At 45.3% G+C, this 23,005-nt stretch carries 19 protein-coding genes and 1 pseudogene; 15 read left to right on the top strand and 5 right to left on the bottom strand.

Annotated elements, in window-relative coordinates; genetic code table 11:
* The first annotated feature begins 1 nt into the window (after position 1).
* From PP178_RS08935 to PP178_RS08910, 6 genes and pseudogenes are all read left to right on the top strand, one after another.
* Complete coding sequence (locus PP178_RS08935; protein WP_272593997.1) at positions 2–832, top strand: CvfB family protein; 831 nt, start codon at positions 2–4, stop codon at positions 830–832.
* 127 nt (positions 833–959) lie between these two features.
* Positions 960–1,565 carry an SPOR domain-containing protein gene (locus PP178_RS08930; RefSeq protein ID WP_272593996.1) on the top strand — a complete coding sequence of 202 codons (606 nt, stop codon included), beginning with the start codon at positions 960–962 and terminating at the stop codon, positions 1,563–1,565.
* The gene (gene menA / locus PP178_RS08925; protein ID WP_336298525.1) at positions 1,562–2,476 is read left to right on the top strand and encodes a 1,4-dihydroxy-2-naphthoate octaprenyltransferase; all 915 of its coding nucleotides are present in this window, start codon (positions 1,562–1,564) and stop codon (positions 2,474–2,476) included. The genes PP178_RS08930 and menA overlap by 4 nt, the downstream gene beginning before the upstream one ends.
* Positions 2,477–2,512: 36 nt before the next feature.
* Positions 2,513–3,219, top strand: a pseudogene (locus tag PP178_RS08920) (LytR/AlgR family response regulator transcription factor).
* A gap of 645 nt (positions 3,220–3,864) precedes the next feature.
* Complete coding sequence (locus tag PP178_RS08915) at positions 3,865–5,820, top strand: histidine kinase dimerization/phosphoacceptor domain -containing protein (RefSeq protein WP_272593995.1); 1,956 nt, start codon at positions 3,865–3,867, stop codon at positions 5,818–5,820.
* A 26-nt stretch (positions 5,821–5,846) separates the two neighbouring features.
* Positions 5,847–6,527 carry a metal-dependent hydrolase gene (locus PP178_RS08910; RefSeq protein WP_272593994.1) on the top strand — a complete coding sequence of 227 codons (681 nt, stop codon included), beginning with the start codon at positions 5,847–5,849 and terminating at the stop codon, positions 6,525–6,527.
* Here PP178_RS08910 and PP178_RS08905 read toward each other — a convergent pair whose 3' ends face one another.
* Entirely contained in the window at positions 6,528–7,322 is a 795-nt protein-coding gene (locus tag PP178_RS08905) for an SDR family oxidoreductase (RefSeq protein WP_272593993.1), read from the bottom strand. It abuts the gene before it with no gap.
* 45 nt (positions 7,323–7,367) lie between these two features.
* Between PP178_RS08905 and PP178_RS08900 the strand changes: the two genes are divergently transcribed.
* Genes PP178_RS08900 through PP178_RS08885 form a run of 4 tightly spaced genes read left to right on the top strand, consistent with a single transcriptional unit; the run spans position 7,368 to position 11,781 of the window.
* Positions 7,368–8,420, top strand: coding sequence for an o-succinylbenzoate synthase (locus tag PP178_RS08900; protein ID WP_272593992.1), 1,053 nt, complete (start codon positions 7,368–7,370; stop codon positions 8,418–8,420).
* Positions 8,411–9,343, top strand: a complete 933-nt coding sequence (locus PP178_RS08895; protein WP_272593991.1) for a CPBP family intramembrane glutamic endopeptidase — start codon at positions 8,411–8,413, stop codon at positions 9,341–9,343. Before PP178_RS08900 ends, PP178_RS08895 begins: the two co-directional genes overlap by 10 nt.
* Positions 9,333–10,412, top strand: coding sequence for an AMP-binding protein (locus PP178_RS08890; RefSeq protein WP_272593990.1), 1,080 nt, complete (start codon positions 9,333–9,335; stop codon positions 10,410–10,412). The genes PP178_RS08895 and PP178_RS08890 overlap by 11 nt, the downstream gene beginning before the upstream one ends.
* Positions 10,413–10,434: 22 nt before the next feature.
* On the top strand, positions 10,435–11,781 hold the full coding sequence (locus PP178_RS08885) for a M24 family metallopeptidase (RefSeq protein WP_272593989.1): 1,347 nt from the start codon (positions 10,435–10,437) through the stop codon (positions 11,779–11,781).
* Between the two features lie 32 nt (positions 11,782–11,813).
* Here the strand turns inward: PP178_RS08885 and PP178_RS08880 are convergent, their stop codons facing one another.
* A complete protein-coding gene (locus tag PP178_RS08880; RefSeq protein WP_272593988.1) occupies positions 11,814–13,442 on the bottom strand; it encodes an acyl-CoA carboxylase subunit beta in 1,629 nt (542 codons plus the stop codon).
* 77 nt (positions 13,443–13,519) lie between these two features.
* Between PP178_RS08880 and PP178_RS08875 the strand changes: the two genes are divergently transcribed.
* The 3 genes from PP178_RS08875 (at position 13,520) to ettA (ending at position 16,521) form a co-directional block, all read left to right on the top strand.
* Positions 13,520–14,503, top strand: a complete 984-nt coding sequence (locus PP178_RS08875; protein WP_272593987.1) for a Gfo/Idh/MocA family protein — start codon at positions 13,520–13,522, stop codon at positions 14,501–14,503.
* A 68-nt stretch (positions 14,504–14,571) separates the two neighbouring features.
* Positions 14,572–14,754: a CAL67264 family membrane protein gene (locus PP178_RS08870; RefSeq protein ID WP_166636677.1), complete on the top strand. Its 183-nt coding sequence runs from the start codon at positions 14,572–14,574 to the stop codon at positions 14,752–14,754.
* A gap of 75 nt (positions 14,755–14,829) precedes the next feature.
* A complete protein-coding gene (ettA, locus tag PP178_RS08865; protein ID WP_272593986.1) occupies positions 14,830–16,521 on the top strand; it encodes an energy-dependent translational throttle protein EttA in 1,692 nt (563 codons plus the stop codon).
* 65 nt (positions 16,522–16,586) lie between these two features.
* On the opposite strand, the gene PP178_RS08860 is transcribed toward ettA, so the two are convergent.
* Positions 16,587–17,387 (bottom strand): MBL fold metallo-hydrolase, encoded by an 801-nt coding sequence (locus PP178_RS08860; protein ID WP_272593985.1) that lies wholly within the window; start codon positions 17,385–17,387, stop codon positions 16,587–16,589.
* 338 nt (positions 17,388–17,725) lie between these two features.
* Between PP178_RS08860 and PP178_RS08855 the strand changes: the two genes are divergently transcribed.
* A complete protein-coding gene (locus PP178_RS08855) occupies positions 17,726–18,613 on the top strand; it encodes a hypothetical protein (protein ID WP_272593984.1) in 888 nt (295 codons plus the stop codon).
* 74 nt (positions 18,614–18,687) lie between these two features.
* On the opposite strand, the gene fumC is transcribed toward PP178_RS08855, so the two are convergent.
* A complete protein-coding gene (fumC, locus tag PP178_RS08850; RefSeq protein ID WP_272593983.1) occupies positions 18,688–20,103 on the bottom strand; it encodes a class II fumarate hydratase in 1,416 nt (471 codons plus the stop codon).
* Between the two features lie 155 nt (positions 20,104–20,258).
* Here fumC and PP178_RS08845 point away from each other — a divergent pair, with 155 nt between their 5' ends.
* Positions 20,259–20,435 (top strand): hypothetical protein, encoded by a 177-nt coding sequence (locus tag PP178_RS08845; RefSeq protein ID WP_166636709.1) that lies wholly within the window; start codon positions 20,259–20,261, stop codon positions 20,433–20,435.
* Positions 20,436–20,512: 77 nt separating this feature from the next.
* Here PP178_RS08845 and PP178_RS08840 read toward each other — a convergent pair whose 3' ends face one another.
* Positions 20,513–23,005 carry a TonB-dependent receptor domain-containing protein gene (locus PP178_RS08840; RefSeq protein WP_272593982.1) on the bottom strand — a complete coding sequence of 831 codons (2,493 nt, stop codon included), beginning with the start codon at positions 23,003–23,005 and terminating at the stop codon, positions 20,513–20,515.

Here is a 23,005-nt window from a genome sequence, read left to right as displayed (position 1 = left end):
CATGATAGAAATAGGAAACTACAATAAATTAACGATCCTGAGGAGCACCAGTGTTGGTCTGTTCCTGGGTGATGACGACGTGGATGATCTTCTTTTACCGAACAAATATGTGCCTGAAGATTACGAGATCGGTGATGAAATAGAGGTATTCTGTTACCTGGATCATGAAGAACGCCCGGTTGCCACGACATTGAAGCCCCGTATAAAGCGAAATGATTTTGGTTTCCTCAGGGCCGAAGAAGTGAACAACATCGGCGCCTTTATGGATTGGGGTCTTGAAAAGCATTTGCTGGTCCCATTTAAACAACAACGAAGCAGGATAGAAGCGGGGCAATGGTACGTTGTATATTGTTTCCTGGACGATAAAACTTTCCGTTTAGTAGGATCCACAAAACTGGATGGATTCCTGAGTAATAACGAGCTGGCAGTAGCAGAAGGAGATGAGGTCTCGCTATTGGTCAGCAGGAAAGCGGACCTGGGATGGGATGTGATTGTGAACAAGAAACACAAGGGGCTTGTTTACAGTAGTGATGTATTTAAGCAGATCAGGGTAGGAGACGAGCTCAAAGGTTATGTGAAGACGGTAAGACAGGATAACAAGCTGGATATTTCACTGGCTCCCCTGGGCGATAAGAACAGGGAGGAATCGGCCGATAAAATCTTTCGGATTTTGCAGGAGTCTGACGGTGTATTGAAATTACATGATAAATCAGACCCGGAACAGATCAAGGCGCAATTGCAAATGAGTAAGAAGACATTTAAAAAAGCCATTGGAACCCTGTACAGGGAACGAAAAATAGAAATACGCGAGGACGGTATATATAAGGTCTGATCGATGAAATACATCTTCCGAGTGCTAAACTTGGGACAAAAGATATATATTTGTTTTAACCTTGATTATTTTGTTGAGAGTTAGCTCTTTAATAACCACATTTTGAACGCCACCAAAAGCACAACATATGCCATTCATTGAGGAAAGCGATCTGCTGGAATTGCACAAGGATATTGACAAGGCCCAGATCATCAACGAACGTTTACTGGATCAGATCAAATTTAAGAACAAAGAACTGAAGCGAAGTAAGATTCAGAGGAACATCCTGGCCGGGATTACGGGGGTTTTTCTCGTCGGTGCCCTGGCTTTCACTTCTTTTTCTGCAGGCTACAGTAGCAGTAAACAGCAGCAGGGATTTAATTCCAACAATATGGTGATGTCCCTGGATAGTCTGGATGCTGTAAAGAACAGGATAGACAACCTGAGGAGGCAGAACGAAGAGCTTAGCCTGGTGAAGGAGTTTTACCTCGCTAAGAAATTCCTTGAAAAAGATCTCATCTATTCCGTTCAGATCAAATCTTTTGTAGACAATAACGTGACCCTTGCTTCAGAAGCTCTGACCAATACCATGTTTGTTAAAACGAACCCTTTCTATTCCTATTCTCTTGGTAATTTTGAGACGCTCGGCGAGGCACAGAAATTCAGGAAACAGTTAGTAGATATGGGATTCCAGGACGCCTTTGTCGCTTCTTATAAAGATGGGAAACGCATTAAAATTGAGAATCCGTATTGATTTCAAATAAAATAAGGGCCTGGTTCTACGCTGCCAGGTTGCGAACACTGCCACTATCCCTTTCCGGCATATTGATGGGTGCCGCTCTTGCGGCATTGTACCTGGAACCGGATACCACCATACTAATTTTAGCTCTCATTACCACGGTAGGGCTGCAGGTGACCTCAAATTTTGCCAACGATTATGGAGACGGGGTCAGGGGTACCGATAATGAAGAAAGGATAGGTCCTGAAAGAGCGCTGCAGTCAGGTTTGCTGAGCAGATCAGAACTCAAGAAAGGAATCATTATCTCTGTCATTATAGACATTATCCTGATCACCGTATTATTGGCTACTGCATTTACCCCCTCAGAGTTCTGGACAATTGCCATATTCTTAGGATTGGGCCTGGCCAGTATTTGGGCAGCCATCCGTTATACAGTGGGAGCATCAGCCTACGGCTATAAAGGCCTGGGTGATCTTTTTGTCTTCCTGTTCTTCGGACTGTTGAGTGTCCTGGGAACTATGTATCTTTTTACTAAAGAGCTCAGTTTAATTTCACTGTTACCGGCAATGACCATTGGGGCTTTGAGTACAGCTGTACTTAACCTGAATAATCTGAGAGATAGTATCCCGGATAAAAAAGCCGGGAAAATTACACTTGTGGTAAACCTGGGATTTGATCGGGGAAAAATTTATCATTACATCCTGTTAGGGGCAGCATTTCTTTGCATGCTCACCTTTGCGCTGTATACCACCGGCTTATCCTGGACCAGTTTTTACCTGTTGGCATTTATCCCGATAATCGTCCACACCAGTACGGTTTATGGTATCAAAGAACCCAGGATGTTTGATCCCGAACTCAAAAAATTAGCCCTCAGCACATTTTTGCTGGCTTTTCTTTGTTTTATCGCGTTCAATTATTTTTTGTAATTTTGATATAAGGACAACCCACTAAACCTTACAAATTTGGAACAACCTATTAAGATTCTTATCGTCGAGGACAATGTGATCATTGCCGACGATATGCAGTCAATGCTAGAGGAGATCGGTTACGAGATCGTAGATAATGTGATCGTTTATGAACAGGCCGAAGAGGTGCTAAAGACCAAACAGGTATTGACCTGGGAAAACACATCCGGGAAAATTATAATATTCCTTTTATTTTCGTCACCTCCAACTCAGACAGGGCTACCGTTGAGAATGCAAAGACGGTAAAACCTAACGGTTACCTCGTAAAACCTTTCGAGCAACAAGACCTGTACACCTCCATAGAGATCGCCTTATCCAATTTCAGTTACAGCGATAAGGTAAAGGACAATGCGCCGCAGAGCGATGAGGACGAGGTGGTATCTAACTCTGTACTGAAGGATTCGATTTTTGTAAAGAAACAACACCTATACTACAGGATTCAATTTGAAGACATTCAGTTTATAAAGGCCGATAATGTGTACCTGGAGGTGAACACAATCGATAAAAAATTCCTGGTACGCTCCCCTTTGAAAGACTACCTGGAGAAATTACCAAAGCATAAGTTTTACAGGGCTCATAAGTCCTATATAGTGAACGTAGACCATATTGATGCCATCAATTCAAAGGATATTATGATCAACAATACGCTGATCCCGATATCCAAGGAATTCAAAGAGTTTATCATCTCATCGATGAATTCTTAAACGCATTCACATCACATAAAAAACGGCCCATTTTGGGTCGTTTTTTTTTGCATGACCATTTACCTAATTCAGTACACCACAACTTTCACGGACTTTACAACATTCTTTTTGCGCAACGCATACAACACTGTATTTTCGGAGGGTAATTAATCAGATAGTTATTTTCATTTTCATATAGTGTTCTCGTAAAAGAGTCTCATCCACCGGATGGGGCTTTTTTTTTGATGCCAGGTAAGTTTAACAGTTACTATGAAATGACAGCTTTTACCGGTGTACGGCAATGTTTTTTCGGGCGGGTATCATTTTACAACAACATTAGGGGAGTTGACAACAATTTCAGATTCTGCTCGTGATCTTCAGTTACCTTTGAGATGTTGTTCGCAACGTCCCAAAACTTATCCCAATAACCAAAACCTGCTTAAGGCTGTGCAATTTTTGCATAGCCTTTTTTATATGTTGCCCGATGAGTAATTGCACATAGTTCATACAACTATAAAGCAATAATACATACTGAGGCTCGGCCACAACAATACCGGCTAATAATCGTTAAGAGTTAGCAGGCAAGGAATAAAAAAAAGTTGTTTTTTTGCCTCCTGATCCAGGAAACGAATAATTCTGGTTGAATTCAATGACGTTAAGTATACCATGCTAAAGTACGCTGCTCACATAATTCTGTTTCTTTTTATTGCGCTACAGCCTGCCGTTGCACAGGAATTCAGCGGAGAGAACAATTTGCTGAAACGCTTTGAAGAAACTGAAGACCCGACGGAGAAATTCAATTTCTTTTTTGAAACTCCTAATCGTTACAATGACAATTCTGCCTATGACTGGCTTGACGTGGTCAATGCTTACCTGAACATCACAGAAAAGGTGGGGGATTCCCTCGCCTCAAAACAGTTCCGACTAATGCAGGCCCAGATCTATTACGATATGGGTGATTATGATAAGAGCATTGCCATTGCCAATGTGCTTTATGCCGGGAAAGACCACATGCCGCCGGAAACAAAAGAAATTTTGTTAGACCTGATGGATGATACTTACGCCCAGTTGCAGTTCTTTGATAAACAGATAGACATCAGGAAAGAAAAAAGAGAACTCGGTATTACCGAAAACATAGCCTTTTACGATATTTATTCTAACCTTGGGTTGCACCGTAAGGCCATGAATGATTACATCATGGAGGTAAAGAAGACCATTGCTGAAGATGATTTTTACGGGCTGGCGGCGTACCATAATAATGTAGGGAATTACCTGAGACTTGATAAATCTCCGTCTACTGCCATCACTAACCTTTCTAAAGCTAAAGGATTTATCGAGGTTTACCTGAACGATCTCAGCCGGGTTAAGACTGAGAAAGAAATTGTTAAGGGAAAGTTTTTGAGGGGCGTGATAGAAGGTAATATCGGTAAGTGTTATGTTCAGCTGGGGCAGTATAAAGAAGCTATTCCGTACCTGGAAAACAGTATTGCGATCATTGATGAGAACAGCATCGGTCAGTATTCTTCCGATGTGATAGAAAATTCACTGGCGCTTTCCGAGGCTCACCTGCAGCTAGAGAATTACGATATGGCCAAGCGGTACCTTGATAAGAATTTCCAGTTTAAGAAGGTGGAAAATATCCTTAAAAAGAATCGCTTATTGGCTGCCTACTATAACAAGATGCAGGATTTCCGGAACGAAAGCTTTTTCCTGAGGAAGAATTTCCGTTTACTCGATTCTATAGACTTCAACGAATCCTCTATTAAAAAACAGCAGTTGGTCGCCGTTGTGGCCCAGGAAGACCTGGCTAATTCCAGGCGGATGATCGATGCTCAGAAACTGGAAATGGAGCGGGCGAGGAGTGAAATGCAGGCAAAGGATGAGCGGATCAACCTGGTCTTCATCAGTCTTATCTTTACCTTATTGGGCTTTGCCGGGCTGGTCTATGCTTACTTAAAAAGTATTAAGAACCAGAGGCTTATTGCAGAACAGAAACACATTATAGAGAACTCACTAGTTGAGAAAGACTCCCTGCTGAAGGAGATTCACCACCGGGTTAAAAACAACCTGCAAATGGTTTCCAGTCTCTTAAGCCTGCAGACAAAAAATACCCGGAGTAAAGCCGCTATAGAAGCCCTGGAGGAAGGGAAAAGCCGTGTTAAGGCCATGGCTCTTATTCACCAGAAACTGTACCAGAACGACGATCTGTCTGTTATAGAGATGCAGGGCTATATAGAGAGCCTGGTGAACAGTGTGCAGTCTGTCTTTAAGAAAGGAGGCCACAGTATTAATATCACTATAGATGCAGAGGGGGTAGAACTGGATATTGATCGAGCAATTCCTTTTGGACTCATCCTGAACGAGCTCGTCTCTAATTCATTTAAATATGCTTTCCCGGAACACGTGGATAACGGTAAGATCTACATCCACCTGAGAAAGAACGGGGATCAGGGCTTTTTTGAATACACAGATAACGGGGTGGGACTATCCGAAGATTCGGACGAGCGCACAAATTCCTCTATGGGGATACGACTGATGAATCGCCTGGTGAACCAGCTACAGTCTACCCTGAATATTGATAATACTACCGAAGGTGTTCGTTTCTGGTTTAACTTTAAATAGTTAAATTAGGCAGAAAACGACAACAGATGAAAATTACTTTCCTGGGCCATGCCAGCCTACTTATACATTTGAATAGTACGACGATTTTAGTAGATCCTTTTATCACAGGGAATGATAAGGCTAAGGATCAAATTGACATCAAGGACCTGAACCCGGATTTTATCCTGCTTACTCATGCCCACCAGGATCATATACTCGATGCTGAGGCCATAGCCGAACAAAGCGGTGCTACTATTGTGAGCAATTATGAAATTGCCAGCCATTACGAAGCTAAAGGTTTTAAAACACACCCTATGAACCACGGTGGGAATTGGGAGTTTAGTTTTGGCAGCCTGAAATATGTGAATGCCATTCATACATCTTCATTTCCTGATGGCACTTACGGTGGTCAGCCCGGAGGTTTTATTTTATCGGCCGAGGGTAAGCAAGTATATATAGCGGGGGATACAGCCCTGAGCAGTGACATGAAATTGATTCCCCTCCGGTTCCAGCTAAACTTGGCCATCCTTCCCATAGGAGATAATTTTACCATGGGGATAGATGATGCAGTTATTGCCTCAGATTTTATAAAATGTGACAAGGTGATGGGCTATCATTATGACACTTTCGGCTATATAGAAATTGACCATGACCAGGCCCGTAATGCCTTTAAAAAGGCCGGGAAAGAATTACACCTCTTGGAAATTGGTGCTAGCCTGCAGCTCTGATCAAACTACCTGGCTTTTCATCACCACTTGATGCAATAATTTCGGGAACCATCTTTTGAGGTAAACTCCAAAGATCTCCTTACCACCAATATATACTTCGTATTTGGATGCACTTATGGCATTGATCATTTTTAATGCTACAGCTGCAGGCTCCAGGCCTGCTTCCGTGGCCTTATCCGTGCGGCCCTGCTTTTCTCCACGACCCGTCAGGGCATTCTTTGCAATGGAGGTTTGTACATAACCGGGACAAAGCAAAGTAACCTTAATGCCGTCGGCCTGGTGTTCCATCCTCAGTACATCAAAATATCCGTGTAAGGCATGCTTTGCGGCACAATACCCGGAACGAAGAGGTGATCCAAATTTTCCCATCAGGCTTGTGACTACTGCGATCTGTCCCGATTTTCGCTGAACCATGTGAGGAAGGAGGGCATTGGTCAGGGCAACGGTTCCCAGGTAATTGACATCCATCAATTGTTTATACACCGCAAAAGTAGTGTCACTGATCAGGGAACGCTGACTGATGCCGGCATTATTGATCAGGACATCTACATGTCCAAAAAAGGAGAGGGCTTTTTCTACTATTTCTGCTGCCTTCTCAGGCGCTGCGAGGTCCATTGGGAGGATACAGGCATTCTCGGGAAATTTACAGCGATGTCGCACCTCTTGAAGGCGCTCCGTGGTCCTGGCTGAAAGGATCAGCTTACATTGATTTTTGCTTAGTTCGAAAGCCAGGGCCTCCCCAATACCGGAAGAGGCACCGGTGACCCATACTACTTTACCGGAGATACTTGACATCGCTTTATTTTAGAAGTGAAAAATACTTAAATTTGGCCGTATTGGATGAAAGCCAGTTACCATAAATATATACTCAACTTTAAAACACCGGGAGGAACCTCCAGGGGCGTGCTCCGGCAGAAAGAGACCTGGTTTCTCATATTGGAGCAGGATTCCCGCTTGGGTATAGGCGAGTGTGGTTTGTTCAGGGGGCTAAGTGCTGACGATCTGCCGGATTATGCAGATCGGCTTCGATGGTTATGCGAGAATATAGAGAGTACCCCGGAACAAATTCGGGCCGAACTATGGCAATATCCCAGCATTCTTTTTGGCTGGGAACAAGCAATGCGGTCCCTTTCGGCTAGGCATCCATTCCATTTATTTCCTTCCGTTTTCACCGAAGAAGAAGCGCCAATTCCGATCAATGGCCTGATATGGATGGGGGATCCCGACTATATGCAGCAACAGATTCAGCAAAAGATAGACCAGGGGTTTAGATGCCTTAAAATGAAGATCGGGGCCATTGATTTTGAATCAGAAATAGCCCTGCTTCGGGGGATACGTAACGTATTCCCTTCATCTGAACTGGAGATCAGGGTAGATGCCAACGGAGCATTCTCCCCGGATGAAGCCCTGCAAAAACTGGATCAGCTGGCCCCTATTGAAATTCATTCCATTGAGCAACCTATCAGGCAGGGGCAGCCGGAATTAATGCGTAATATTTGCGCCAGTACACCCATCCCCGTTGCCCTGGACGAGGAACTTATCGGTATTCATTTAACTGCAACTAAAGAGGAGCTTCTGGCCAGGGTAAAACCCCAGTATATTATTCTTAAACCGAGCCTGGTTGGGGGGTACCGAAGCAGTGAAGAATGGATTAAGATCGCTGCAGCACAAGGCTGTGGCTGGTGGATCACCAGTGCGCTGGAGAGTAATGTAGGTCTTAATGCAATTGCCCAGTGGACCTTTACCCTGGAAAGTGATATGCCGCAAGGCCTGGGTACCGGCAGTCTTTTTACAAACAACTTTGAAAGTCCGCTTACAGTAAGCAACGGATGTTTATATTACAGTCCTGAAAAAAAATGGGACCAAACAATCATTAGCAGAATATGTACATAGAACAAGGGTATAGGGGCGATCTCGGCCTCTGGAAATACTGGGTACTTCCGGTAGGTTTCATCACATTTATGATTTTCAATTATATATCCATGCTATACTCCCCGGTAAGCGTGGATGTCATGATGGCTGATATCATTGATAAATTTGGTTCGAACACCGTATTGATCATGTTGCTGGCTCCACTGGCGGTGGGATTGTTCGTAGTCCTGGGGTGGACCAAATTGGTTCATCCCCAATCGGTTACTTCCCTGACTACTTCCAGGAAGAAGGTGGATTGGAAACGGGTTGTATTTTCATTCCTGCTCTGGGGTGGTCTGACTGCCTTGCTTACAGGCCTGGATATACTGATGTCACCGGATGATTATATTTTCAACCTGCAATGGGGCCCTTTCCTCACCTTACTGTTGATCGCCGTTTTGCTTATTCCGCTGCAGACGAGTTTTGAAGAATATATGTTTCGTGGTCACATGATGCAGGGGCTGGGAATTATGTCCGGGAACCGATGGGTGCCTTTACTGATCACTTCCGCGCTGTTTGGCCTGATGCACCTGGGAAATCCCGAGGTAGGTAAATTGGGATATGGCATACTGGTGTTTTATATAGGGACCGGCTTGTTTTTGGGTGTCATAACCCTGATGGACGAAGGCCTGGAGCTGGCCCTTGGGTTTCATGCGGCCAACAACCTGGTCACCGCCCTGATGGTCACCGCAGACTGGACCGCATTCCAGACACATTCCCTTTATAAAGATGTTTCCACACCGGGGCTGGGCTGGGATGTCTTTATTCCTGTATTTGTCGTATACCCAATCTTGCTGTTCATTATGTCTAAGAAATATGGCTGGAAGAACTGGAAAGAACGACTGACAGGGCGCGTCATGACGGAAAAGGAATTTAAACAATTAGCAGAGAAGCATGAAGCGTAGTGAGCTGCTACATCCTACTTTTAGTTTTATGGGCAGACCCTGTAATGAAGCTGTTGCCAGGGACCTGGCTTACGAGCTCATCAAAGAAGGGAGTGAAGAAGAGCGGGAGATAGGGGATTTTATGTTAGACTGGCTTTCGTCTGCCGAACACCTGGAGCTGTTCACATCGGGTTCTACCGGGAAACCAAAAAAGATCAGGGTCGCGAAAGCAAATATGGTGCAGTCTGCGTTAGCCACTGGTCGCTTCTTTGAATTACAGGTAGGTCAGAAGATATTATTATGCCTTCCCGTCGATTACATCGCGGGAAAGATGATGCTGGTCAGGGCAATGGTGCTGGGACTGGACGCCTGGTATGTGCCACCGGTTTCTGATCCGTTGAGTGATTTACAGGCTACATTTGATTTTGTGGCTATGGTGCCTAAACAATTAAAATCGTCCCTGAACGATCTACATAAGGTGCGAACGGTGATCGTGGGGGGAGCCCCGGTAAACGCAGACCTTGCTGCCGCATTGCCGTTGAAAGAAGTTCGTATTTACGAAACCTTTGGCATGACAGAGACCCTTACGCATATCGCGTTACGGCAATTAAATACTTCAAAATCGGATCCCGAACCATTTAAAGCACTTCCGGGGGTAAGCCTGGGGCAGGATAACAGGGGTTGCCTGCTGATTAAAGCACCATTTGTACATTCCGGTGAGCTCCAAACCAATGACGTGGTTGAACTTCTGGATGAGAGTACATTCTATTGGCTGGGCAGGTTTGATCATGTTATTAATTCTGGCGGAGTTAAGCTTTTCCCTGAACAAATTGAAGCTAAGATCAAAGAAGTCCTGGGACAATCTTTCTTCGTGGCCGGGTTACCGGACCCGGACCTTGGAGAACAACTGGTACTCGTAGTGGAGACCGGGCAAACAGTGCAAGCTTTACAAGCATTACTGGATAAGGTCCCCGGGTTTAAGCGCTACGAGAAACCCAAAAAAATAGTGACTGTATCACAATTTCACCGAACATCTGCCGGGAAGATCCGGAGGAAGATGATCCTTCAGGAATTATTCCCGGAAACCTAAACCGACTAAACCACTAATGATTATGAATAAAGTAGTATTACTCCTCCTTTTGTTGTGTTCCATACAGATAACTGCCCAAAACATCCTCAGTGAGGCGGATCGCGCCAGGGTACGGGATGAGATCCTCGAAGATCGCTTTACCCATCTCCTACCCGAAATTATGGATGAAACAGGTATTGATATGTGGGTAGTGATCGCCCGGGAATACAATGAGGACCCGGTGATCCGGACCATGCTGCCGGCCACCTGGCTGAATGCGAGACGGCGTACCATGTTATTGTTCTACAGGAATCAGGATAAAGACACTGTAGAAAGATTAGCGGTTGCACGTTATGATGTTGGTAAGTCTATTCGCTCTGCCTGGGATAAGGAAAAAGAACCGGATCAATGGAAAAGGCTGATGACCCTGATCACTGAACGAAACCCACAGAAGATCGGGCTTAATTTTTCTGAAGATCACAATATAGCCGACGGCTTAGTAAAAACGGACTATGAAACTTTTATGGAGTACCTACCCAAAAAGTTGCAGTCTCGCGTGGTCTCAGCAGAGGAGCTCGCAGTACGATGGATAGAGACCAGGACAGAAAGAGAGATGGTATTGTTTAGTCAATTGGTCAGTATCACCCATAATATCATCGCTGAGGCATTCTCTGAAGACGTAATAACTCCTGGGGTCACCACGACCACTGAAGTGGAATGGTGGATGCGTCAGAAAGTGACCGACCTCGGGCTTGATACCTGGTTTCATCCTACCGTCGATGTACAGCGGTCACAGGAAGAACTCGTGGGGCACTTATATTCTTTTTCCGGGAGGCCCGATGACATGGTCATCCTTCCCGGCGATCTCCTGCATTGTGATTTTGGTATCACTTACCTGGGCCTGAATACGGATTGCCAGGAATTAGCCTACGTACTCAAGCCAGGGGAAACCAGCGCCCCTTCTTATCTGGTGGAAGCCCTGGAAGACGGTAACCGGGTACAGGACGCCCTGACATCCAATATGAAAACAGGTCTTAGTGGTAACCAGATCCTGGCCAATTCGCTGAAAGTGGCCAGGGATGCAGGGCTCAGGCCGGCTATTTATACCCACCCACTCGGTACTTACGGGCACTCAGCTGGAACCACCATCGGGATGTGGGATGCCCAGGGAGGGGTAATGAAAGACGATGGGGAGAACTATCCCTTGCGACCGCGCACGGTTTATGCCATAGAGTTAAACACTACTGTGAATATCCCGGAATGGAAGCGCGATATACGAATCATGTTGGAAGAGGCCGGGTATTACGGTCCTGAGGGGTTTCGATATGTGAACGGCCGGCAAAAAGAATTGCTTTTAATCCCCAGGCCGAATCCTTCTCAAGGAAACTAAGGAGGGATCATTAAAAGAAAAGTGCTCCGGACTTATACCTGGAGCACTCCCATATTAAAAGGTTTCTCTATAGGCGCATGATCTGCAGCCTCAATTCCCATACTGATCCATTTTCGAGTATCCATCGGGTCAATGATGGCATCTGTCCAGAGGTGGGCGGCCGCATAGTATGGTGAAATCTGTTGATCGTAGCGCGCCTTGATCTTATCATACATCGCTTTTTCATTGGCTTCGGTGATTTTCTCACCTTTTTTCTTCAATGAAGCTTTTTCTATTTGCAGCAATACCTTTGCAGCCGAATTCCCGCTCATCACAGCCAATTCGGCACTCGGCCAGGCGAAGATTAGCCTGGGGTCATAAGCCTTTCCACACATGGCGTAATTCCCGGCTCCATAACTGTTGCCGATCACCACGGTGAATTTTGGTACCACGGAATTACTGACGGCGTTCACCATCTTAGCCCCGTCCTTAATGATCCCTCCGTGTTCGCTTTTGCTGCCGACCATAAACCCGGTAACATCCTGCAGGAATACCAATGGAATTTTTTTCTGGTTGCAGTTGGCAATAAAGCGGGTCGCTTTATCCGCGCTGTCAGAGTAGATCACTCCGCCGAACTGCATTTCCCCTTTCTTGGTCTTTACCACTTTCCGTTGGTTGGCAACGATCCCGACAGACCATCCCTCAATTCGTGCGTAGCCGGTAAGGATAGATTTGCCGTAGCCTTCCTTGTACTGTTCAAAATCTGAATTATCTACCAGGCGTTTAATCACCTCCAGCATATCATAAGGGTCTGTCCTGGAAGCCGGGATGATCCCATAGATGTCCTGCGGATCCAGGCTGGGCTTTTTGGCAGCTATCCTGTTAAATCCTGCACGTACCGGGTGGCCCATTTTTCCGATCAGGTTCTTTATGGTATCCAGCGCATGCTTATCGTCCTTGGCTTTATAATCAGTTACCCCGCTGATCTCGCAATGGGTAGAGGCGCCACCAAGAGTTTCGTTATCAATATTTTCACCTATGGCTGCTTTGACCAGGTAGCTTCCGGCCAGGAAAATACTCCCGGTCTTTTCCACGATCAGGGCTTCATCACTCATAATTGGCAAATAAGCTCCACCGGCCACACAACTACCCATGACCGCAGAGATCTGGGGAATCCCCATACTGCTCATCACGGCATTATTCCGGAAGATACGGCCAAAATGTTCTTTGTCCGGAAAGATCTCGTCCTGCATTGGTAAGTAAACACCGGCACTATCTACAAGGTATATGATGGGTAACCGGTTCTCAATGGCGATTTCCTGGGCCCTAAGGTTTTTCTTTGCCGTAATAGGGAACCAGGCGCCGGCTTTTACAGTGGCATCATTGGCGACAACTATACACTGTCGCTTTTGTATGTAGCCAATTTTGACTACAACCCCGGCAGAAGGGCATCCCCCGTGTTCTTCGTACATCCCATCCCCGGCAAAAGCACCGATCTCTATACTTCGCTCTTTGGGGTCCAGGAGGTAATCTATACGTTCCCGGGCCGTCATTTTGCCCTGGCCGTGATGCTTTTCAATGCGGCTTTTACCGCCACCTAATGCTATTTTTGATAGTTTATTTCTCAGCTCGGATACTTTGAGCTTGTTGTGGTCTTCGTTCTTATTGAAGTTCAAATCCATGCGTAATTTTCGGTTTGTCAAGTGTTGATAAAGATAAGGAGTTATATTGATTAACTTTGACCAAATTTAAACATAGGATGAAACAGAAAATACGCTGGGGTATTATAGGCCTGGGCAAAATTGCCCATAGTTTTGCCAAGGATCTGCAATTAGTGGAAGAGGCCGAATTATATGCGGTCGCATCACGGAGCAAGGATAAAGCGGTGGATTTCGGTGAGGCCTACGGGGTCAGGGAGACTTTTGGTAGTTACGAGGAATTGTTTAACTGCAATGAAGTAGACGTGGTATATATCGCCACCCCGCATATGGCTCATTGTGATTGGAGTATCAAAGCCATGGAGGCGGGTAAAGCCGTGCTTTGCGAAAAACCTCTCGGGGTTAATTCGCGCGAAGTGGAATCCATGATCGAAGCCTCTGGGAAAAACAATGTATTTCTCATGGAAGCCTTATGGAGCAGGTTTAATCCCAGTATCGCCAAGGTAAAAGAATTAGTGGATGCCGGGGAATTGGGCAGTGTAAAGTACCTGCATGCCGATTTTGCCTTTTATGCCCTGGACCGGAGCGAAGAAGGTCGGCTGCTGAATCCTTCTCTTGCCGGGGGCTCGCTACTGGATATAGGGATTTACCCCATATTCCTGGCCTACCTAATGTTGGGAGTCCCGGATAGGATTTTGTCTACGACCAAAAGTCATTCGACCGGGGTTGAAGTACAAGCAGCAATGATCCTGGAATACCCGGGTAGCATGGCTCTTTTGTACAGCGGTCTCACCTCTCGTTCAGAGATGAAAGCGGAGATTTCGGCAAGCAGGGGAAGTTTTTATTTGCACTCCCGATGGCATGAAAGCCAGGGATATACTATTGATCGTTCCGGTAAGCAGGAATATTTTGAATTACCGACCATTGGAAAAGGATATTCACATGAAATAATGGAAGTTCACGAATGCCTAAGATCCGGCAAGACACAGTCAGCACTCTGGTCTCACCAGAACAGCCTTGAATTGGTAGGCATACTGGACCAGGTACGACAGCAAAATGATCTTTTGTTCCCATTTGAAGCATAAAGTTGTGGCTTCAAACCTGTAAATATGGGATATTTTACGATATTTGAGCCCTTCCAAAACTAACTACTATGGGAATGAATAAAAACACAGTACTGGCCTGGGCCACCTTTATAATGATCATTGTCGGCCTATTAATGATAGGCCTGGGCGCATTCATCTATGATGAAGTGGCAGGTTGGGGATTTGCGGCTATCGGTGTGGGTTTCTTTGCCGTGGCATGGGTTTTTAACGCGCTTAAAGGCCGTGTTTAATCCGGAGCTATTTTAGGAGGTCCTCACGACCACTATATTAACTATCACTTTAAATGACACAATTTATATATCTATATGTCAGACGATAAGAAAGTAATATTTTCAATGTCCGGGGTCACTAAGACCTATAAAAACGCTAACACCCCGGTACTGAAGAACATCTATCTCAGCTTCTTTTACGGGGCTAAGATCGGTATTCTCGGACTCAACGGTTCGGGTAAGTCAACCCTGCTGCGGATCATTGCCGGGGAGGATAAAAATTTCCAGGGAGACGTAGTCTTCTCACCGGGTTACCGCGTAGGTTACCTGGCCCAGGAACCAGATTTGGACGAGTCTAAAACGGTTCTTGAAGTGGTCAAGGAAGGTGTTGCCGAGACGGTTGCCATTCTGGACGAATACAATAAGATCAACGATATGTTTGGTCTGCCCGAAGTTTACGAGGATGCTGATAAGATGCAGAAGCTAATGGACAAGCAGGCTGCACTACAAGACCAGATCGATGCAGCAAATGCCTGGGAACTGGATACGAAACTGGAAATTGCCATGGATGCCTTACGCACCCCGGAGGCAGACAAGAAGATAGCGGTATTATCCGGTGGGGAAAGACGCCGTGTAGCACTCTGCAGGTTATTATTACAAGAACCGGAGATCCTGTTGCTGGATGAGCCTACCAACCACCTTGATGCTGAATCGGTACATTGGTTAGAGCATCACCTGGCCGGGTACAAAGGAACGGTGATCGCGGTGACTCACGACCGTTATTTCCTGGATAATGTTGCGGGGTGGATCCTGGAACTGGATCGTGGAGAAGGAATACCCTGGAAAGGAAACTACAGCAGCTGGTTGGATCAGAAATCAAAACGCCTTGCACAGGAGAACAAGCAGGCATCTAAAAGACAGAAAACCCTGGAGCGAGAGCTAGAATGGGTGAGGCAGGGAGCAAAGGGACGGCAGACCAAGCAAAAAGCCCGTCTTAAGAATTATGATAAGTTATTGAGCCAGGACCAGAAACAATTAGATGAAAAATTGGAGATCTACATTCCCAACGGACCAAGGCTGGGGACCAATGTTATCGATGCCAATGGGGTGAGCAAAGCCTATGGCGACAAGCTGTTATACGAAGACCTGAATTTCACCCTGCCCCAGGCCGGGATCGTCGGGATAATAGGTCCCAACGGAGCAGGTAAAACGACCATCTTCCGTATGATCATGGGTGAAGAAACTCCGGATAAAGGAGAATTTAAGGTGGGGGAGACCGCTAAGATCGCCTATGTAGATCAAAGTCATTCCAATATTGACCCTGAGAAAACGATTTGGGAAAATTTCAGTGACGGGCAAGAACTGGTCATGATGGGGGGAAGGCAGGTGAACTCAAGGGCTTACCTGAGCCGTTTCAATTTCTCGGGCAGCGAACAGAATAAGAAGGTGAATATGTTGTCTGGTGGAGAACGCAACAGGCTGCACCTGGCGATGACGCTTAAGGAAGAAGGGAATGTACTCCTGCTGGATGAGCCTACCAACGACTTGGACGTGAATACGCTGAGAGCCCTGGAAGAAGGTCTGGAAAATTTTGCAGGCTGTGCAGCGATCATTTCTCACGACCGTTGGTTCCTGGATCGTATCTGTACCCATATCCTGGCTTTTGAAGGAAATTCGCAAGTGTATTTCTTTGAAGGATCATTCTCGGATTACGAGGAGAACAGGAAAAAAAGACTGGGCGCTGATATTATGCCAAAAAGGATCAAGTACAAGAAACTGATTCGTTGATCTATATTTGATAAATTTGAGAAGGACGGCTGTTTTGCCGTCCTTTTTTGTTTTCAGCGGTCAACTTAAAAAGGTTCTGACGGGTACCAATCCAGTTGTATCACTTCTATCCCCGAGTCCCCCTTATTTACAAGTTCCTTAAACCTGGAGACATCACTGACGTCCGGACGACCCCTGTAGTGGTAGGGATAAACCTGTTTTGGTTTAAAGTCGACAACGGCATCAGCCGCCTTTTCAACCGTCATGGTATAGGGAAGGTTCATACATATAAAGGCCTTATCTATATTTTTAAGGCTTCTCATCTCGGATATATCTTCGGTATCCCCGGAAAAGTAAACTCGCTCCCCCTTATAACTCAGGACATAACCATTGCCCCGTCCTTTAACGTGGAAGTCTTTAGCCTCTTCACGGAGGTTATACATAGGGATGGCTTCTATAGTGATGCCGTAACGATCTTTGCTCTCCCCATTGGCAAGTACATCGACCTGCGAAGTAAATGACTCCGGTAATTTCTCGGCTACTGCTGCAGGGGCAATGATTTTGGCATTGCTCGTATCTAAACCTTCTAAGGTAGCTATATCCAGGTGGTCTCCATGGATATCGGTGATGAGGATCAGGTCAGCCGCTTGAAAATCCTTGTAGGCTTCGGCTCCGCCAACCGGGTCCAGGTAAATGGTATGATCTCCCCAGTTAAACACGGCCGAGGCATGGGATACCGGGTTGATCTCGAAAGATGATCCCGGTTCTTTCTCAACGACTTCTGTTTCCCGTTGCGCTTCCATCGCTTTGGTATCCGTTTCTTTTTTTTCTTCCTTACAGCCTATAAAAAATAGGCAACTCATGGTAATAGGAATTAGAATTTTCATATTCAGTTGTTTTTTTTAAGACTGATTAATTTTTTTTTCAATCCTCAATTGGACTTTCAGCCACTTAGTGATTTTTATTTATGTAAAGAATAAGAACATCCCGGAATCCCAGTAAAATAGGCCATCTTCAATGGTATATCACTTTTCTTGCTCCCCGGGTGCCCCTTAAAGTTACTATAATAAAGGGACAGGGGGCTTTGCGTTTGTATAAATTATGACCCCTTGAATTGAAAAATTTTATCGGAAAAAATCTAAAAAGATAGTTAACACGTATATAGACTGATACAAACAAATACTTTTCTCTGAAAAGGTAAATACTAAAGTTAATTTTTTACACTATGACTGAAACTAAAAGTAACAACGGATTAAAAGTGATAGCAGGTCTGCTTGGGGTGGTCTTATTAGGAACCATCATCTATACAGTTACCCTGTATCAGGACAAGAAAAAGACTACCGAGATTCTTACTCAAGAAAAGGAATTGGTAGTTGATGACCTGACCAGCTTGAAGTCTGAATATGACAAAGCTATCCTGGAAAGCAATGCCACTAATGAAGAGTTGGTTGCTGCCAGGGACAGGATCGCTAAGTACATCGATTCTGTACAAACCATGAAAGCTGATATTTCTGCACTTTCTCGTTACAGGAGACAAGTTAATGTGCTGAAAGAAGAGCGCGAGGAGTTATTGCGCCAGGTAGACTCTTTAAAGCAGTCTAACACCCTGATCGCTATGCAAAGAGACAGCACTTACGTAGAACTGGAAAAACAAACTGTATTTAACGATTCTTTAGTCGTTCAGAACACCCAGTTGGCTGATGCTGTTGAAAGAGGATCTGCACTTAACCTGAACAAGTTTAATGTAGATGCTGTTAAGGAAAGAAACAACGGTAAGTTGGTATCTACTTCCAGGGCTAACAGGACAGATAAGTTCAAGGTATGTTTTACTGTAGCTGATAACGTGATCGCCGAAGCCGGTGACCGTGAGTTCCTGATCGAGGTACTGGATCCTCAAGGTAATGTACTTGGAGGTGCCCAGACTAAAAACAACGAAGAAGGAAATACTGTGACCTACAGCAAGAGCACTAACTTCTACTATGAGAACAAGAACCTGGATGTATGTGATTACATCAATAAGCCTTCAGGAGACTTCAAAGAAGGTAACTATATGGTAAACGTTTATGACGATAACCTGAAATTACTGGGAACTTCTAAGTTCACCTTGAAGTAAGCCATAGTTGACCAAACATAAGAAAAGGGATAATCGTCAGATTATCCCTTTTTTCATTTATAGTTGTACATCAATTAATTGGAAGATTTTTCCGTTGGCATACTCCCTACCATATCTTCCGGGCGTACCCATGCATCGTATTCCTCTTCCGTTACATAGCCTAAGCGTACTGCCTCTTCTCTTAAGGTGGTACCGTTCTTATGAGCTGTATTTGCAATTTCTGCTGCCTTGTAATACCCGATCTTGGTATTCAGTGCGGTGACCAGCATCAGCGAATTGTTCAGGAGCTGCTTAATTACTTTTTCGTTAGGCTCAATACCGCTGGCACAATGTGTATCAAAACTGATACAGGCATCGCCCAGCAGTTGTGCAGACTGCAGGAGGCTAGCTGCCATCATGGGCTTAAAGACATTGAGCTCATAATGACCCTGTGTTCCGCCAATAGTGATCCCCACATCGTTACCCATTACCTGGGCACAAACCATGGTCAGTGCTTCGCATTGTGTAGGATTCACCTTGCCGGGCATAATAGAACTACCCGGTTCATTGGCAGGTATGATAATTTCCCCGATACCGGATCTTGGTCCTGAGGCCATCATCCGGATATCATTGGCGATCTTATTCAGGGAAACGGCCAGCTGTTTTAATGCACCATGGGTTTCTACAAATGCATCATGGGCCGCCAGGGCCTCAAATTTATTTTCTGCGGTCCTGAAAGGAAGACCTGTGAATTCTGCAATATACTTGGCCACCAGCACGTCATATCCTTTTGGGGTATTTAGCCCGGTCCCAACGGCAGTACCACCCAGGGCAAGTTCTGCCAGGTGATCCAAGGTATTCTTCAAAGCCTTTATTCCATGATCTAACTGGGATACATAACCGGAGAATTCCTGCCCAAGGGTGAGGGGAGTGGCGTCCATCAGGTGGGTACGGCCGATCTTTACACAGTTTGCAAATTCGGTCGATTTGTCCTTCAAAGTATTGCGGAGCTTAATTAAACCCGGCAAGGTCACCTCCATGATTTTTTTATAGGCAGCGATATGCATACCGGTCGGAAAGGTGTCGTTAGAAGACTGGGATTTGTTAACGTCGTCGTTAGGCTGAATGGCTTTATCGCCTTCCCCGATCTTTTTGCCGGCTAATTCCTGCGCTCGGTTCGCGATCACCTCGTTGACATTCATATTGCTCTGTGTCCCTGAGCCGGTCTGCCAGATCACCAGTGGAAACTGGTCATCGTGTTGGCCATTGAGGATCTCATCACAGACTTTGGCGATCAGGTCACGTTTTTCTTCGGATAATACACCGAGTTCGCAGTTAGTAAAAGCAGCTGCTTTCTTAAGGTACGCGAAGCCGTAAATGATGTCCAGGGGCATAGAACCCGACGGACCGATTTTAAAATTATTCCTGGAGCGCTCTGTCTGTGCCCCCCAGTATTTGTCAGACGGGACTTTTACCTCGCCCATGGTATCTTTCTCTATTCGAAAACTCATAATTCAGGCTGTTTTGTGTACTTACAAATGTAGCGCTTTGGGGCCATAAATTCCAGTACAGGCGGATTCAAAATGACAGGCCTGCATTTTTTTCGCTTTTTGATTTGCGCTTTTTATAAAAATCAAAGTATCTTTGTTCCGCAAAGAATAATATTATGTTTGAATTCGATCAATACCTGGGATTTTTAGCATTTGCAACCATTTTAACCATTGGTTTCTGGTTAATGATGTTCCTGTTGCTTTTTGTAGTCCCTTATTGGTTAGGAGGAAATCTCCTGGAAATTTGGAAAGAAAAGCGTGAAGCTAAAAAAGCAAAACGCGCTCAACAATAAAGCGAGCTGCGTTTTACAGATATAAAAAAAGGCCTTTTTAAAGGCCTTTTGTCGTTTTAAGAAGTTGGGTAGGATTTTTATTTTGATCCTCCGCCTTCAAATTCTTCATCATCACCGTAATTATCCCTGCCCTGCCCGTTGCGTTTCTTCTTTTCGTTAAAACGGTAGATAAAAGCAAGGGTCACCGATCGTTCTCTCCATTGGAACTCACTGTTAGAGGTGAAGAAATCCGTCTCTGTAAAAGACCTTCTTTTCCTGGAATTGAAAAGATCGCTCACATTTAATGAAATGGTACCATTGTCATTGAAGATATCCTTGCTCATGGCGACATTTAAAGAGAAAATGCCCTCAGATTCTGTCTGCGCATTCTGGGAAGGCCCCCTGTAGAAAGCGTTAGTCTGCAGGTCTATCTTAGCAGGTAAGGACACTTTTGAACTCAACCGTGCAAACCAGCTCGTATTCACTGTGCCGTAATCTACCCCGTTAAAAACTCCCTCAGAAGAAAAGCGGAACAGGTTAAAACTACTGTTAAGTCGCAACCAGCGCGTCGGGCTGTATAGTACGCCGGCTTCGGCACCTATCCGTTCATTGGTCGCCAGGTTGATAGGAATTGTCCTGACGATCTCTATACCATCCGTGGTGGTCTGCCCGGTCTGTTCCTGTACCCGCTCAAAAGAATTGGTCTCTTTCTGGTAATAGACAGAACTGGTCAGGGTGATTTCTTTCCAGCGTTTCAGGTATCCAAGATCAAAAGCATTGGCAAAGGAGGGGTCCAGGTCCGGGTTTCCCTGGAAAATATTGGTCCGGCTTGATCTGGAAGGGAAGGGGTTGATAAACCATCCCCTGGGTCTGTTGATCCTACGGTTATATCCCAGGGATATCTGTTCCATCTCACCGATCTCGTAGATCAGGTTCAGGGTAGGGAAGAGGCCTAGGTAGTTCTTATCAAAATTGACATCCACATCTACCCCGAGTTCTTCCTCCAAGGCTTCACTGTCAAACTCAGATTCCAGTTTCCCGATGAGCTGGGTGCTTTCTAAGCGCAGCCCTAACAGGAATGAAAAGTCGCCAAATTTATTACCATACTGGGTATATACGGCGTGTACATTCTCGTCATAAGTGAATTTGTTGGTCAGGTTACGGTTGGTTACGAAATTTCCGCTGGACTGGTCCAGGGAATCCAGCTGGTAGTCTGTAATAGTATTTTCCAGGGTACCCCGATACCCGGCTTCAAATTGGGCATTTTCGCCTATGGGCAATACGTAGTCGGCCTGGATCAGGTATTCCTTTTCTTCTTCATCGTTGATGACATTTTCTCGGACAATTAACTCATTGTCGGGGAAGATGCTGTTTTCCTCTATCCTGGCAGTTTCAATTTCATTTCCTGTAGAATATTGAAAATCTGCTGTGAGTTTATGACCATCATCATTAAAATCCTTACTGTAGTTTAATGAAAACTGGTAGCTTTCATCTTCCTCCAGTTCTTCTTCCACTCGAAATGTACGGCTATCCAGGGTACCATTATTAAAGCGACTGTTGCTATTATCCGTGGTGTCGTCTCCATCAGAGAAACGCATAAAGAAACTACCGGTTATCGAGGAGTTCTCGGAAAGAAAATACTCCATCCCAAGGTTGGTGTTGAAGTTTTTGCCGCTTCGGTCGTAATCACGGACCTCAAGGATACGATCAAAGCTTCCGGAAGTATAGGTATTGTCAAAAAAAGCATTTCCCGGGGATTCCCGGTACCGTACCCCGGTGGTATTAAAGATGTTGAACTTATCGGTACGGAGGTTGGCATTTACCGTGACCCCGCTTTGGTTCGGGTAACCGGCAAAGACATTGACCGAGCCATTAAAACCAAGTGTTTTTTCTTTTCGAAGTACGATGTTCAGTATCCCGGCTGTTCCTTCGGCGTCATAACGAGCAGATGGGCTGGTAATCACCTCTACCTTTTCAATGGCATCTGCAGGTAGCTGCCTCAGGGCATCGGTAGAACCAAACCCCGCCAGGGCTGAAGGTTTCCCGTTAATAAGGATTCTGACATTATCATTACCCCGAAGACTGATGTTTCCTTCCACATCTACGTTTACGGAAGGGACATTATTAAGTGCATCAGAGACTGTAGCTCCACTGGTAGTAAGGTCTTTCCCGATATTATAAACTTTTTTGTCCAGACGCACCTCTACGGTGGTTTTTTCGCCTACCACTTCTACTGCCTGTAATTGTTCCACATCGATCCCGATCCGGATTGTTCCGAGATCCCGGGAAGCACTCAGTTCCTGGTTGTTTAATCTGTATGTTTTGTAAGAGATATATTCTACACTGATATTGTAGTTGCCGGGTTTGGTCTCTACCGAGAAATTTCCGTCTGTATCAGTGATGCCCCCTGTTACCTGGCCCGGGTTATCCGTGCTCTGGAGCACAAGGGTAGCATATTCCAAGGGTAAGCCGTTGTCTTTATCCAGCACCTTTCCAGTTATAGTGATCTGGTTGGGGCCACTGCCGCTCTGGGCGATTCCGAATGTCAAAGAAGTAAATAGGAGTAGGTAGGTAAGTAGCTTATTGTTCAT

Origin of the sequence: Zeaxanthinibacter sp. PT1 (assembly GCF_028464225.1) — a bacterium.
Taxonomy (GTDB): domain Bacteria; phylum Bacteroidota; class Bacteroidia; order Flavobacteriales; family Flavobacteriaceae; genus Zeaxanthinibacter.
Note: the sequence above shows the minus strand (reverse complement) of the source record. Positions and strands in the feature narration are given on the sequence as shown.

Excerpts from the sequence above, each read along its gene's own strand:
- PP178_RS08935 (WP_272593997.1), top strand. The coding sequence starts at position 2 with ATGATAGAAATAGGAAACTACAATAAATTAACGATCCTGAGGAGCACC.
- PP178_RS08930 (WP_272593996.1), top strand. The coding sequence starts at position 960 with ATGCCATTCATTGAGGAAAGCGATCTGCTGGAATTGCACAAGGATATT.
- PP178_RS08915 (WP_272593995.1), top strand. The coding sequence starts at position 3,865 with ATGCTAAAGTACGCTGCTCACATAATTCTGTTTCTTTTTATTGCGCTA.
- PP178_RS08910 (WP_272593994.1), top strand. The coding sequence starts at position 5,847 with ATGAAAATTACTTTCCTGGGCCATGCCAGCCTACTTATACATTTGAAT.
- PP178_RS08905 (WP_272593993.1), bottom strand. The coding sequence starts at position 7,322 with ATGTCAAGTATCTCCGGTAAAGTAGTATGGGTCACCGGTGCCTCTTCC.
- PP178_RS08900 (WP_272593992.1), top strand. The coding sequence starts at position 7,368 with ATGAAAGCCAGTTACCATAAATATATACTCAACTTTAAAACACCGGGA.
- PP178_RS08895 (WP_272593991.1), top strand. The coding sequence starts at position 8,411 with ATGTACATAGAACAAGGGTATAGGGGCGATCTCGGCCTCTGGAAATAC.
- PP178_RS08890 (WP_272593990.1), top strand. The coding sequence starts at position 9,333 with ATGAAGCGTAGTGAGCTGCTACATCCTACTTTTAGTTTTATGGGCAGA.
- PP178_RS08885 (WP_272593989.1), top strand. The coding sequence starts at position 10,435 with ATGAATAAAGTAGTATTACTCCTCCTTTTGTTGTGTTCCATACAGATA.
- PP178_RS08880 (WP_272593988.1), bottom strand. The coding sequence starts at position 13,442 with ATGGATTTGAACTTCAATAAGAACGAAGACCACAACAAGCTCAAAGTA.
- PP178_RS08875 (WP_272593987.1), top strand. The coding sequence starts at position 13,520 with ATGAAACAGAAAATACGCTGGGGTATTATAGGCCTGGGCAAAATTGCC.
- PP178_RS08870 (WP_166636677.1), top strand. The coding sequence starts at position 14,572 with ATGGGAATGAATAAAAACACAGTACTGGCCTGGGCCACCTTTATAATG.
- ettA (WP_272593986.1), top strand. The coding sequence starts at position 14,830 with ATGTCAGACGATAAGAAAGTAATATTTTCAATGTCCGGGGTCACTAAG.
- PP178_RS08860 (WP_272593985.1), bottom strand. The coding sequence starts at position 17,387 with ATGAAAATTCTAATTCCTATTACCATGAGTTGCCTATTTTTTATAGGC.
- PP178_RS08855 (WP_272593984.1), top strand. The coding sequence starts at position 17,726 with ATGACTGAAACTAAAAGTAACAACGGATTAAAAGTGATAGCAGGTCTG.
- fumC (WP_272593983.1), bottom strand. The coding sequence starts at position 20,103 with ATGAGTTTTCGAATAGAGAAAGATACCATGGGCGAGGTAAAAGTCCCG.
- PP178_RS08845 (WP_166636709.1), top strand. The coding sequence starts at position 20,259 with ATGTTTGAATTCGATCAATACCTGGGATTTTTAGCATTTGCAACCATT.
- PP178_RS08840 (WP_272593982.1), bottom strand. The coding sequence starts at position 23,005 with ATGAACAATAAGCTACTTACCTACCTACTCCTATTTACTTCTTTGACA.